Annotated in this window: 11 protein-coding genes and 3 riboswitches; of the genes, 6 read left to right on the top strand and 5 right to left on the bottom strand. The window is 44.2% G+C overall.

Annotated elements, in window-relative coordinates; translation table 11 throughout:
* Positions 1–13: 13 nt before the first annotated feature.
* Positions 14–589, top strand: coding sequence for an SCO family protein (locus AC2TF5_RS11505; RefSeq protein WP_491302279.1), 576 nt, complete (start codon positions 14–16; stop codon positions 587–589).
* Between the two features lie 86 nt (positions 590–675).
* Here AC2TF5_RS11505 and pdxR read toward each other — a convergent pair whose 3' ends face one another.
* A complete protein-coding gene (gene pdxR, locus AC2TF5_RS11510) occupies positions 676–2,112 on the bottom strand; it encodes a MocR-like pyridoxine biosynthesis transcription factor PdxR (protein ID WP_491302280.1) in 1,437 nt (478 codons plus the stop codon).
* Positions 2,113–2,356: 244 nt separating this feature from the next.
* Here pdxR and AC2TF5_RS11515 point away from each other — a divergent pair, with 244 nt between their 5' ends.
* The 3 genes from AC2TF5_RS11515 to AC2TF5_RS11525 all read left to right on the top strand — a co-directional run bounded on the left by AC2TF5_RS11515 (position 2,357) and on the right by AC2TF5_RS11525 (position 4,614).
* Complete coding sequence (locus tag AC2TF5_RS11515) at positions 2,357–3,304, top strand: carbon-nitrogen hydrolase family protein (protein WP_491302281.1); 948 nt, start codon at positions 2,357–2,359, stop codon at positions 3,302–3,304.
* A 96-nt stretch (positions 3,305–3,400) separates the two neighbouring features.
* On the top strand, positions 3,401–3,856 hold the full coding sequence (locus AC2TF5_RS11520) for an RrF2 family transcriptional regulator (RefSeq protein ID WP_491302282.1): 456 nt from the start codon (positions 3,401–3,403) through the stop codon (positions 3,854–3,856).
* A gap of 119 nt (positions 3,857–3,975) precedes the next feature.
* Positions 3,976–4,614, top strand: a complete 639-nt coding sequence (locus tag AC2TF5_RS11525; protein WP_491302283.1) for a nitroreductase family protein — start codon at positions 3,976–3,978, stop codon at positions 4,612–4,614.
* Between the two features lie 539 nt (positions 4,615–5,153).
* Here the strand turns inward: AC2TF5_RS11525 and gcvPB are convergent.
* From gcvPB to gcvT, 3 genes are read right to left on the bottom strand one after another with little or no spacing between them, the layout of a single operon-like run.
* A complete protein-coding gene (gene gcvPB / locus AC2TF5_RS11530; RefSeq protein ID WP_491302284.1) occupies positions 5,154–6,611 on the bottom strand; it encodes an aminomethyl-transferring glycine dehydrogenase subunit GcvPB in 1,458 nt (485 codons plus the stop codon).
* The gene (gene gcvPA, locus AC2TF5_RS11535) at positions 6,608–7,957 is read right to left on the bottom strand and encodes an aminomethyl-transferring glycine dehydrogenase subunit GcvPA (protein ID WP_491302868.1); all 1,350 of its coding nucleotides are present in this window, start codon (positions 7,955–7,957) and stop codon (positions 6,608–6,610) included. Before gcvPA ends, gcvPB begins: the two co-directional genes overlap by 4 nt.
* Complete coding sequence (gcvT, locus tag AC2TF5_RS11540) at positions 7,957–9,063, bottom strand: glycine cleavage system aminomethyltransferase GcvT (protein ID WP_491302285.1); 1,107 nt, start codon at positions 9,061–9,063, stop codon at positions 7,957–7,959. The genes gcvPA and gcvT overlap by 1 nt, the downstream gene beginning before the upstream one ends.
* Positions 9,064–9,164: 101 nt before the next feature.
* Positions 9,165–9,276, bottom strand: a riboswitch (glycine riboswitch).
* A 3-nt stretch (positions 9,277–9,279) separates the two neighbouring features.
* Positions 9,280–9,377, bottom strand: a riboswitch (glycine riboswitch).
* Between the two features lie 170 nt (positions 9,378–9,547).
* Positions 9,548–9,663: riboswitch (glycine riboswitch) on the top strand.
* A gap of 165 nt (positions 9,664–9,828) precedes the next feature.
* Between gcvT and gcvH the strand changes: the two genes are divergently transcribed.
* Positions 9,829–10,218, top strand: a complete 390-nt coding sequence (gene gcvH, locus AC2TF5_RS11545; RefSeq protein ID WP_491302286.1) for a glycine cleavage system protein GcvH — start codon at positions 9,829–9,831, stop codon at positions 10,216–10,218.
* Between the two features lie 226 nt (positions 10,219–10,444).
* The gene (locus tag AC2TF5_RS11550; RefSeq protein WP_491302287.1) at positions 10,445–11,209 is read left to right on the top strand and encodes a DUF4253 domain-containing protein; all 765 of its coding nucleotides are present in this window, start codon (positions 10,445–10,447) and stop codon (positions 11,207–11,209) included.
* 245 nt (positions 11,210–11,454) lie between these two features.
* On the opposite strand, the gene AC2TF5_RS11555 is transcribed toward AC2TF5_RS11550, so the two are convergent.
* A complete protein-coding gene (locus tag AC2TF5_RS11555) occupies positions 11,455–13,176 on the bottom strand; it encodes a MutS-related protein (protein ID WP_491302288.1) in 1,722 nt (573 codons plus the stop codon).
* Positions 13,177–13,344 lie beyond the last annotated feature (168 nt).

Below are 13,344 nucleotides of genomic sequence, written 5' to 3' on the forward strand. Positions count from 1 at the left end.
GGGGGAGTTTGTTTTGAAAAAGCTTGCTATAGTTACTTTACTCAGCATGATCCTTGGATTGGTAACGGCATGCGGCAATTCCAAGCCAAACCAGTTTAGCATCCCGGTTGAACCATTTGAATATATGAACCAAGATGAGGAGACCGTATCGTTATCGGATCTAAGTGGTAAAGTATGGATTGCGGATTTTGTCTTTACACATTGTATTACGGTGTGCCCAACAATGACAGCCAATATGGCAGAACTTCAGAAACGATTGAAAAAAGAAGGGGTAGAAGCTGAACTGGTTTCATTCTCTGTTGATCCCGAGCGTGATGACCCTGCGGCATTAAAAAGCTATTTAGAGAAGTTTGATGCTGATTTTACGAACTGGCATGCTTTAACCGGTTACGAATACGAAGACATCAAATCGTTTGTTCTGAAATCTTTCAAGACGCCACTTATCTTGGATACTGCTTCAGATCAAGTAATACACGGCACTTCCTTTTACTTGGTTGATCAATCTGGAACGGTCGTTGCAAAGTATGATGGAACTATGGATACTCCATACGACAAAATTATAAAAGATGTGAAAGCTTTACAGAAGTAAATGACGAGAAGAAGATATACAAAAAGGTGCATGGTAAAGATTCTTTACGAACATTGAATCCTATCATGCACCTTTTCTAATTTTCTTTATCTAATGCTTAAGCGAAGCGCTTCCGCAAATCTGGATATACCAGTATGAATATCTTCAGTTCTTGCACGGGCATATGTAAACCTAACGTAACTGGAATCCGATCCATATACACTTCCAGGTACGAAGATTACCCCTTTTTGAATAGCGGCATCCAGTAATTTGTTGTCATTCACCTTAGGTACAATTTTGCACCACAGATGCAGTCCTCCATCAGGAATATGATACTCAACAAGATCTGGCATCTCTTTTTGAATGGCCTCAATGATTAAATCCCGCTTGTAAAGAAGGGTTGACCTCAACCGATCCATATGGGGATCAAAATACGGTGATTCCAGGAATGTAGCAGCAACCCTTTGCGGTACAACACTAAGCCCAAAATCCATTTGCTGTCTAGCATCAGCCAGTCGTTCGACAACAGAATGAGGAGCTACCATCCAACCAACACGCAAGCCGGATGCGGCAATTTTGGAAAAAGACCCGATATAAAGCACAGACCCGATCGCATCAGCTGATTTTAACGGTGAAGGGGGCGTACCTTTGTATGCCGTTAAGCTAAAAGGGTCATCTTCAACGATTGGTAGTCCGAGTTCGCTTGCAACATCAAGCAATTTTTTTCTTCTCTCTTCTGCAAGTAAAGTACCCGTCGGGTTCTGAAAGTTGGGATTAATAAACACCATTTTGATTTTATGTTTCTTGAATAGAGAACGAATGTCTTCAGGCTGCACACCCCGCTCGTCGACGGGTAGCCTGAACAATCGAAGACCAGCAGACTGGAACATGGGCAATGAATAACAGTACGATGGATCTTCTATGGCGACTGCGTCCCCTGGAGATAACAAACATTGGGTTATCAAGTATAAAGATTGCTGTGAACCGGATGTAATCAGTATTGACGATTCAGTCGTATGGATACCTCGATACTCTTTTAGAAACGATACCAGGGCCTGTCTCAAAGGCATATATCCCTGGGGGTTGTCATATCCCAAATACGACGTATTTTGTTTTTCGTTCATTATTGCATTAATCTCGTCAATGGGTGCCAAGTCTCCAGCGAGTTCACCACTGGCAAAATCAATGATGGATGGATCCTGCTCCAGAGCGACACGAATTCGGCGCAAAAAAGGCAGGTTAGGCAAGAAATTACCACCTTCTGCATAACGATGCCAATTTGGAGTATGTTTGGGTGTTGCTCCCCATTTCGTTCTGCTGACCCGGGTACCGCTTCCAGATCTGCTTTCTATGATTCCAAGCGACCGCAGCTCTGCATATGCAAGTACAACGGTGCTGCGATTTACCCCCAGTTGGTCTGCTAATTTTCGTTCGGAAGGAAGCAAACTTCCAGGTGGAAACTCCCCGTAGGATATTCTTTGTTCGAGATCATCTGCGATTTGTTGATAAAGAGGCTGATTGCTTTTGCGATCAGGTTTCCACACATTATTCACCCTTTCGGTCTGTATAAATTTTTATCATATGTACGACAAAACTCTATCAATATGTTGAACATGGATGGGGAAATTGTCGAATAAATTGGATGGTTTAATTCATTCATGAATGGACGGTTTGAAATGAGGGTTTGTCATATATTATATATCATAGTAAAAATATTGAAATAGTTAATGGTGTGAGCGATATTTTTAGGCGTAGACAGATGCTATCGTTCGAGAGGGGAAGGATGACATGAACAGTCAACATATTCGTGTAGCCGTTGTACAGGACGCTCCTATTTTGTTTAATAAACAATCAGCTATGGACAAGATTGATGCTCATACGAGAGATGCTGCAGAGCAAGGAGCCGACCTGGTTGTGTTTCCAGAAGTTTTTTTAGGGGGCTATCCTCGAGGGTTGGGTTTTGGAACCCGTGTCGGGAGCAGAAATGCTGATGGCAGAAAAGACTGGGAACGATATTGGGAAAGCGCGATCGATATTCCTGGAACGGAGACAGACGCATTAGGGGAACTTGCTAAGGAAACAGGTGTTTATCTTGTTATCGGAGTAGTTGAAAGAGATCAGGAGTTCAGCAGAGGGACCTTATACAATTCCATGGTATATATCGGACCAGACGGGGAGGTTCTCGGTAAACACCGGAAGCTCGTACCTACGGGTTCGGAGCGCCTGTTGTGGGGACAAGGTGATGGAAGTACTCTTACGGTTATCGATACGCCGTTTGGAAGAATTGGCGGACTTATCTGTTGGGAGAATTATATGCCGCTTGCTCGCACGTCTATGTACGCACAAGGAATTGATATTTACATCGCTCCAACAGCAGATGCACGCGATACATGGCAGGCTACACTGCGCCATATTGCTTGTGAAGGCCGCTGTTTCGTCATCTCCTGCAATCAGTATTCGACCAAAGACTCATATCCCGCTGATTTAGCTTGTTATGAAGATGTTGAACAAGATCCCGATATTTTGAACAGAGGGGGAAGTGCTATTGTAAGTCCTCTTGGAGAATATGTCGTTGAACCATTGTATAATGAAAAAGGCATTCTGTTCGCAACGCTGGATCTTTCTCAAATCGTTCAAAGTCGTTATGATTTTGATGTGGTAGGTCACTATAGCCGTCCAGATGTATTTCAGTTAGTAGTTAACCGGAAAAAGCAGGACATAACACAATTTTTATAAAATTAAATACTCATACCTTTTTGTTACCTTGCTGGAGTGTTAGGTTTTAAGTTACAATATTCTAATGAACTACGATAAATGGGGAGGTACAACAAAGTGGATAAAGTATCGTCTTCTAAGAAATCGGCCATGGCCTGCCCATCCACCTATAAAACTTTTAGCTTAGCACTCCAAGCACTTGTTGTTCTTGAGAAACACTCAGGCGGTAAATGTTCCAGCGGTGATATCGCAACTCATCTGCATATCGATGCGACGCTGATCAGAAGAATTTTAAAGGCATTGGCCTTAGAACATATCATCGAATCCCGTGAAGGAAGAGACGGAGGATACCGTTTAGTTAGAGGTGCAGATCGCATATCGCTTGGTGATATTTATTCGGCGCTCCAGATCCATAATACCATCGCTGACAGCATGTTGGACGCTGCAAGAGACAACTGCTTAGGTGGGCAGATGAAAAACGCTTTTTCTGATATTTTATCTGAGGTTGAGGAAAGCACACTTAATGTACTGAAATCCTATACGATCGCTGACATCGTCGAAAGAATGATGTAACGATGTTGTGTATTGACAAACGAAATATATTTGCATTATACTGTGCAATTATCGGCACAGTATAAGTGCGATCTAAACTGTGCATTATTTTGCACAATAATTTTAAGGAGTGTTCAACCATGTCAACTTTGACACAAAAAGATTTTCTTAGCGTTGTAAGAGAACGCCATTCTGTACGGCAATACGATCCATCGGTAAAAATATCGCGGGAAGAGATGCAGGAAATGCTGACGGATGCCACATCTGCACCATCCTCAAGCAATCTTCAGCCTTGGCGATTTCTCGTCATCGATGATCAGGCCTTGAAAGAAAAGCTTTATCCAATTGCTAATAATCAGGCACAAGTATTAGATGCATCCGCCGTCATCGCTGTATTAGGTGATATGGAGTGGTATGACAAAGCGGAACATATTTATACACAGTCGCAGGAAGCGGGATATATGACGGAGGAAATTAAACAGAAAATGATCGCAACTGCGAATCAAATATATCGCCATCTGGATGATTCCAAAAAGAGAAGCATTGTGGATATCGATGCAGGTCTAATCTCCATGCAGCTTATGCTAATCGCGCGGGCAAAAGGCTATGATACCGTGCCTATGGGAGGTTTTAACCATGATAAATTTAAAGAAGCGTTTAACCTTCCTTCGAACTATGAGAGCATCATGCTGATTGCGATTGGTAAAGCCGCTCAACCGGCGCGCCAAACTGTAAGACTTCCTTTGAATCAAGTGGCTTTTTGGAATGAAATAAAATAAGGAGACGCTACGTGTAATAATCGTTCCTACAATCGTTCTTGCCTCCGAATCAAGCAGAACATGTTGCACCCTAAAACTAAGCAGGTCGCCCAAAGGATGAATCCTCGAGCGACCTGCTTTTACTTTTTTCTGTAGAATATCTGTTTTTTAAGTCTCCACTAAAGTTAGTGTCTGAAGATTATTTATATGGAAGGTAATAGGTTGCAATGATGAAGTTACGGATATGTCTAACGTCTTAAAGGGCTGCTAGAATGATCAAACATGATGTGATGAGTAATGTTGTATGTTATACAACATTGGACGAACAGAATGCTTGAACCTACTTATATTGCTGTAAATTCTACAACAATTCCTCTTGGAACGAGGTAAATCTGTCCTTTTTGTTGCATTACATGCAACAATTCGTCGTTCGCCGTGATGTCATGATATATGACTGCACTTTATACCACACTCACTGAATCTTGTTAGATTATTTGAGTAAAGCAGCGCGCGATTTGGCGTTGCATGACGGCGGTCCCATAGCCCCTTGCTCAACCTCATTAACCGCAAGTACAATTCAAGACCGGCTTGCGTGCAGCTGTAGTCTCATCAAGGCGTTTCACAACCGTTGTGTAAGGTGCATTGATGACTAGCTCTGGATTCGTTTCAGCTTCCTGTGCGATTTGAATCATTACATCGATAAAACCGTCCAGCGTTTCTTTGCTTTCGGTTTCGGTTGGCTCGATCATGATACACTCCTCGACATTCAGCGGGAAGTAAATAGTTGGCGGATGATAGCCGAAATCGAGTAATCGTTTCGCAACGTCGAGGGTCCGAACGCCGTATTCCTTTAACTTTTTGCCGGATAATACGAATTCGTGCTTGCAAAGACCGGGATAAGCGACTTCGTAATAAGGCGCCAACCTATGCATCATATAGTTGGCATTCAAGACCGCAAGCTCCGATACCCGGCGAAGACCGTCCGGCCCGTAACTACGGATGTACGTAAAGGCACGCACCAGAATGCCGAAGTTACCGTAAAAAGCTTTCACACGGCCAATCGACTGCGGCCGATCGTAATCCCAGTAAAATGTTCCGTCCTGACGTTTGGAAACAATCGGTTTAGGAAGGAAAGGGATCAACTTATCTTTTACCCCGACCGGACCCGACCCCGGGCCGCCTCCGCCATGTGGCGTGCTCATCGTTTTGTGCAGATTAAGGTGGACCACGTCAAAGCCCATGTCTCCTGGGCGGGTAATTCCCATGATCGCATTGGAATTCGCTCCGTCATAATAGAGAAGGCCGCCTGCTTCATGTACGATCTCAGCAATTTCCACGATCTGTTCTTCAAACAGACCAAGCGTACTCGGGTTCGTCAGCATCAATGCTGCTGTGTCGCTTCCAACAACAGCTCTGAGAGCATCAAGATCGACCATACCGCGCTCGTTGGATTGAATTGTAATCGTATCATATCCTGCCACTGTAGCACTGGCCGGGTTCGTTCCGTGTGAGGAGTCCGGCACGATCACTTTAGTCCGCTGCTCACCACGGCTCTCGTGATATGCACGAATCAGCATCAGTCCGGTCCATTCCCCGTGAGCGCCAGCCGCTGGCTGCAATGTCACTTGATCCATCCCGGTCAAAGCGGCGAGATCGTCTTGAAGCGTATAGAGCATTTCGAGAGCTCCCTGAATGCTTTCCTCGGGTTGATAAGGATGAATCTTGGCAAATCCGGGAAAGCGGGCCACATCCTCGTTGATTTTTGGGTTGTATTTCATCGTGCAGGAACCAAGCGGATAAAAGCCGTTATCGATGCCGAAGTTACGACGTGACAACTCCGTGTAATGGCGAATGACATCCACCTCGAACACCTCTGGAAGTTCGGCCGGTTTGGAACGCAGCATGTTTTCTGGAATCCATTCTGAAACGTCCGTTTCCGGTACGTCACAATCAGGTAAGGAATAGGCCACTCGGCCCGGTTTACTTAGTTCGAAGATCAGCGCTTTTTCCGGTTTCATACGATTGCCTCCAATTCTCCGATGAATCGCTCAATTTCTTCTTTAGTTCGCCGTTCCGTAACGGCGAGGAGCATGCGACCCTGCAGCTCAGGATAGGCTAGCCCAAGATCGTAGCCGCCGATGTAACCAGCCTTGAGAAGTTTCGCATTAACTTCTTTTAAATCAACGCCATCCGGCAATTTCACGACAAATTCATTAAAGAATGACGAAGCGAATTCTATATCTAGGGATCCTTTCGTGATGCATTCGGAGGCGTAATGTGATTTACGGACATTAAGCAATGCGACCTCCTGCATCCCCATCTTGCCAAGGGTAGACATATACACAGAGGCGCAAAGTGCCAATAATGCCTGGTTGGAACAAATATTCGATGTCGCTTTTTCGCGCCTGATATGCTGCTCACGGGCTTGCAGCGTAAGAACGAAGCCGCGCTTGCCGTCCTGATCGACCGTCTGGCCGACAATCCGGCCTGGAATACGGCGCATCAACGGCTCGGATACCGCGAAGAAACCGCAGGTTGGACCGCCAAGCGAAGCCGGTATGCCCAGGGGCTGGGCATCGCCGACAACGATGTCTGCACCTAGTTCTCCAGGTGATTCGAGCAAGCCAAGGGAAAGCGGGTTCACACTAAGCACGAGCAGTGATTTTTGGGCATGAACTAGCGGCTCAATGGCTTTTACGTCCTCAATGCATCCGAAGAAGTTCGGAGATTGGATAAGAACAGCAGCCGTATCATCTGTAATAGCAGCCGTCAAAGCATCGGTGTCGGTAACGCCGTCTTTGAAGCCTACCTCCACAACTTCAAGGCCAAGGCCGTGAGCGGAGGTGAGGAGTATTTCCCGAGCTTCCGGATGAACGGTACGGGAAATGACTATCTTCTTGCGTTTCGTAGCGCCTGACGCAAGTGCCGCCGCTTCTGCAAGAGCAGTGGAGCCGTCGTACATACTGGCATTGGCTACCTTCATCCCAGTCAGTTCGCAAATATAAGATTGAAACTCAAAAATCGCTTGCAGCTCACCTTGGCTGACCTCCGCCTGGTAAGGCGTATACGCTGTGTAAAATTCGGATCTTGAGATAACATGATTAATTACTACGGGAATATGATGATCGTACAGCCCTGCTCCCAGAAAGCTGGCATATCGTTCAAAATCTGCATTGCGAGCGGCAAGTCCGTTCATATACTTTAGAAGTTCAGGCTCACTTAGTCTTTCGGACATCGGCAGAACGCCGTCGTAACGCACCTCAGCAGGGATATCCTCAAATAGATCCTTAATCGATTTTGCCCCAACGGTAGCAAGCATTTCCGATTGATCCTGCTCAGTCATCGGCAAATAACGATGCTTCATCATAAGGTTTCTCCTTTTTTGTAAAATGGCGTCTTTACAACCACCGCTTTAAGTCGTTTGCCGCGAATTTCAATCGAGACTTCAGTCCCTACTGCAGTATATCTGCTGTCGATCAGTGCAAGACCGAGATTTCGCTTCGACGTTGGTGACTGCGTACCGCTAGTGATTTCACCGATTAGAGAATCGTCCACATACACCGGGTAATGAGAGCGGGGGATCCCGCGATCAATCAGTTCAACGCCAACGAGCTTGCGCTGTACACCTTCGTTTTTTTGAAGAGCTAATGCATCCCGTCCAATAAAGTTGCCTTTGTCCAGCTTTACGAAGTATCCAAGACCTGCTTCAAGCGGAGAAATGGTGTCTGACAGTTCTTGGCCGTACAGTGCGAGCTTAGCTTCGAATCGAAGAGTATCACGCGCACCAAGCCCTGCCGGAATCAGGCCGTTCGGCTCGCCGGCAGCGAGCAGCCCTGTCCATATGGCCGAAGCAGATTCAGCTGGGCAATATATTTCGAAGCCGTCTTCGCCGGTGTAACCGGTACGGGAGAGGAGAACGGAGGTAGCGCATACATCCGCATTTTGAATAAAATGAAAAGATGACAGTGTATGAACAGGCTCAGCGGACACCTTTGACAAAATAGCTTCGGCTTCAGGGCCCTGAAGGGCAATGAGCGCTGTTTCTGCAGAGATGTTCTGAAGGTCTACACCTTCGATGATATGGTCCTTTAACCACTGTAAATCCTTGTCAATGTTAGATGCATTCACAACTAGCATAAATTGATTATCTGAGAGCTTGTAGACTAGCAGATCGTCCACGGTGCCGCCGTTATCATTGCACATGGGAGCATATTGGGCCTGACCAACAGACAATCGCGAAACATCATTAGTAACCATTTGCTGCAAAAAAACCTCGGCGTTTGGCCCGGTTACCAGAAATTCACCCATATGGGAAACGTCGAACAGACCGGCTTGTCGGCGTACAGCTTCGTGTTCTCGAACAATTCCGTGAAACTGTACAGGCAGCTCCCAGCCTCCAAAATCGATGCAGCGGACAGATGGGAAATCCGAGTAAAGCGGGTAAAGCGGCGTTCGTTGCAATGAACTCATTTTGAGCACCTCTTTAGCATGAATTGGGACTACACAAAAAAAGACAGGCAAAAGGAATAACATACGCGCAAAGCAAGCTTTGCCGTATCATTGTCCTTCTGCTCTGTCCTTTGTACCTGAGAGTTACCTCTACACAAATTATGTAAGCAAGATATGAAGCGCGTGTGAGTTTCCCCTTTGGTGATCCTAAATGTATCAGGATTCTCTCCAGAGGTGCGTCCAGTAAAAGTCCTTTTGCCTGAGAGATTCACCGTTGTTTCGGTTTACTCCTTCGGCGTTACCCGTTAGTCGGTAATCTCTCCCAATACCTTCATCCGCTTATTCAGCTCTATTATGCTTTTTGTTCTTCACATCATTATAACCGTCGATCTCAGTAACGTGTCAACCTTTAGTTCGTCAAAAAACATTATTTTTGTCAGCTATATTGACATGATCTGCTAAGTGCTTTATCCTGTGGAAGAAATCAACCAAATTACATATGTGGATGACGATGGACGGGAGAGACCGCAGCGCCAATAAAGGCGGCGGCACCGAAGGAGCAATTCGTTACACCTGCCAGTTAACGAGTAATCTCTCAGGTAAAAGTACCGCTATCTGACGCAACTCTGGAGAGAGCGAAAGCCGCCAAAGGGGAAACGAAGGGCCGTGAAGAGACGGGCATTCATAAACTCTCAGGTACCGAGGACAGAGAAGAGGCGTGAGTCTTTTCCTGTCCTTTTTTATTCTGTTTGAATCCATTTCATATTAAGAAAAGAGGAAATTCAAATGAGTGAAATCAGAGAGCAATTGGTGTACAGCGAAGATCATGAATGGGCGTTGAAGGTGGAAGGCAACATCGTACGTATTGGTATTACCGATCATGCACAATGTCAACTGGGAGACATTGTTTTTGTAGAGTTGCCGGAGGTTGGATCAGACGTGGCTGAAGGGGATAGTATTGGATCGATAGAATCTGTAAAGACGGTATCGGAGCTTTATTGTCCGGTATCCGGTAAAATAACCAAGTTGAATGGAGATCTTGAGGCGCAGCCGGAGCTGGTGAACAGTGAACCGTACGAGGGTGGCTGGATCGCTGAAATCGAAGTTGAAGGCGATCTAGAGGAAGCGCTTGCAAAACTGCTTACTGCGGAAGCATATCGGGCTAAAGTGGATTGATTTAATTTTTTGAAATTATAAAAATTAAGATATATTATGAAAATAGCTCGTGAATGAGCGTTGTCCACGATGAAGATCGTGGACTTTTTCTCGAAGAAACGCTTTTCGTCCTTAAGCTGGATGGTTCAAAAGCGTTTCTTTTTTTGATGTAACAGATAAACGCATGCTAGAATTAACAAATGATGGATGATAGAGTCGAAGATATTTTTATAAAAGAGGTGGAAGTATGATCGAAGAATTATCTGATTATCTACAGGAATGTGACATTGAAGTTGTAGAGGTGGAGAACGTGTCGCTGCCTGCGACAAAAGAAGGAAAGCATAGCATTTTGGTTCTGCCTGGATACAATTTGGTAGAGATGATGGAAGAAACAATGGAGGAAGAAGAATCACTCTCTGCGTATGTTCGCGGTCAGCTTGAAGAAGTACATAGCCTAAGTGTCGAGGATGTATGGCGGAAGATTGTAGGGTCTCAACTTGAGTATTCAGATTTATCTTCGGAGCAGAAAAATCTGGAGGGCAAAAATTTTAATGAGATTTATCGGTCGTATTCTTTGTTATGGGATGGGCATGAGCTTTTGAGTGAAGAGCAATGTGAAACGGAGACGGAACCATTTCTTGTAACTACAGAGTGGCTGGAGGAAGGCATAGAAGAAGATGATGAGCTAATTGTTTTGACATTGCCGCAGGAATCCGGATATGAAGCACCGTTGTGGATTCCAATGGGAGGCTTTAATGAATGTCCTTTCCCAGTACATCAGTCGGTTGTTATAAAGCACTGGCAGAAGGAACATGGCATTAAACTTCTCGCTGTATCGGACGATACATGGGTTATGCAAACAGGAAAACGCCCGAAGACATATGAGGATGCATTAAAGCTGGCGAAAGAGCACTTTATTTTTTGTTCATACGTGTTGGAAGGTCATGATAGCTTAGGGGATTACGCGGATTATTTGATGAAGCATGATGTGTGGTATTTTTGGTGGGATTGATGGAGTTTGGATAGGAACCATTTAGTATAGTGTCCAACATCGACCGTTTTCATTTTCACTTCAACTGGGTAACTCACTTTGGTGCCATAGTGAAAACACCTCCAAGATTGTCTCTATATCTTACGACATAGTAGATTTCACTTGAAGGTGTTTTGATTTGTCTCACGCTATGGGGTCAGTCCCCCTATCACCAGATTGTAGGCTAGGGTCTTTTTTCAGTGTCTATAAAATAGGGTCTTGATCAGTTATTCGGAGGGGGTTGTAACAAGATTTCGTTCATGAATGGTTTGGGTAAGTTGCTTCAAACTTATGCCGTACTGCCGAGCGATATCTCTTGCAAAGCTTTGTCCTTGCGGCTTCCCGGGAGTTACTTTATATGAGCGATTGGACTCAGTTAATTTATGTTCTATTTCTTCTTTAATTCCTGCTACCATACTAATGAGCTTGCTTTCACCGGCTTGTTGGGAATTAATTTCATTAATGCTTTCTGCCAGCTCATGAAGATGTGTGGCGATAACAGCGCGAAGTCCCAACAATTTAAGCGCACAAACAATATCTTTCATTAAATAGAAACTTTCCCCTGGACTGGTTGAAGAAAATGATTCATTAAGCAAGATTAAACTGTTGGGTGTTGCGTTCTGGAAAATTTCACTTATTTTTTTGGATTCAACGCCTAGCCGTCCCGTTTCCATATTGGAGTTTTCCTCAACGTTGAAATAAGGATAAAGTCCATCTACAGGGCTAATTTCCGCTTCAACACAAGGGACATATAGCCCTGCTTGCATCAAAACTTGCGTCAAACCGATCGCTTGGGCATATGTCGTTTTTCCTCCAGAGTTAGGACCCGTTAGAATAAATATGCGACCATGATCATTAAAGATAACGTCATTGGTTACGATATGGTCTCCCAATTTTCCATCCTCATATCGTGTAGACATTCTAAGTGCAAGATTAAGATTATAATTCCCTTTCAAGTGGGCCTTTCGCTCGTCTGATGGAAGCAGAGTAGGTCTGCACATCGGCATGCCCCAATCTCGCAATTTGTGGATGAATTTAACAGCACCAACATAAAAGGCTATATCCGTCTCTAGCGAGAGAATCCAGTTGAAATGAAGATATGAATATCTTTCAATCATCGGTTGAATAGGCTTCAAAACATTTTTAAGCACCTTTTTCAAATCACGGAACAATAGTCTTCGCAGTTCGGTCTCTTCAGGCGACATGTCGTAAGTGGAAGTATCATTTTTAGAAATATGTACGGTTTCAACATGTTCTGGGTTTTTGTATAACTCGGATACGCCTTGGTACTCATTACCGCTTGCAAAAAGTTTGCCGATAAGAGAGTTCCCGGAAAATCTCTTATCATTAATAGAGACAAGTGTTGCTTCAACAGGGTTTAATTGAGCATCAAAATTAATGCCGATGGTCACGCTCGAAATTGAATCTAGCCCTTTTTGCAATTTAGGAAGCTGCTCGGATAGGTTTTTGAAGTCGAAATCTTCCGAAATTTGAATAATACGATCTCTCAGACGAATAAGTCCTTCGGATTTTAAGTGGGCTTTTTCGGTAAAGGATTTGCGTAATTGTTTTACAAAATGTACATAAATACCCAATTCCTTGAGTCTCGATACTGTTTGCAACATATCGACGCTTACGCTGGAATACTTTCCAGATACAAACCGCATATCAGCAATGATAGACAAACTCTCCTCTAGGCATAGCAACAATTCAGAGTTATTCAACAAGTCCTCTATAATATCTAACCTAAATTTTATTGTTTCAGGATCATAGCTTAGTTGTCTAAATATATTCCGAATATCGTTAAAGTGTTTGCGGTTATTGTCTATCATATGAATGATAGCGTTAAGTTCAAGCTCATTGAAGTCTTGCTCAGTTAATCTCACTCCTTTCATTTCTATTCCATGAGGAAAAATAAGATTAATACTCTCGTTTGTGAGGAGGGGCATTTGTATCCATCTCCTTTTTTTGTGGATTATAGCATATTTTACAAATCAATCACAATGAGAGGCGATTGTCCAGCCTTTAAATAGGAAATAAATATGTATTTAGAGACAGGTGTTACAATCATCTTTTTGGAAAATAAAAAAAGACCGCCAATGGCGGCCGGAAAGGCG

The organism is Paenibacillus sp. JNUCC 34 (assembly GCF_058269055.1).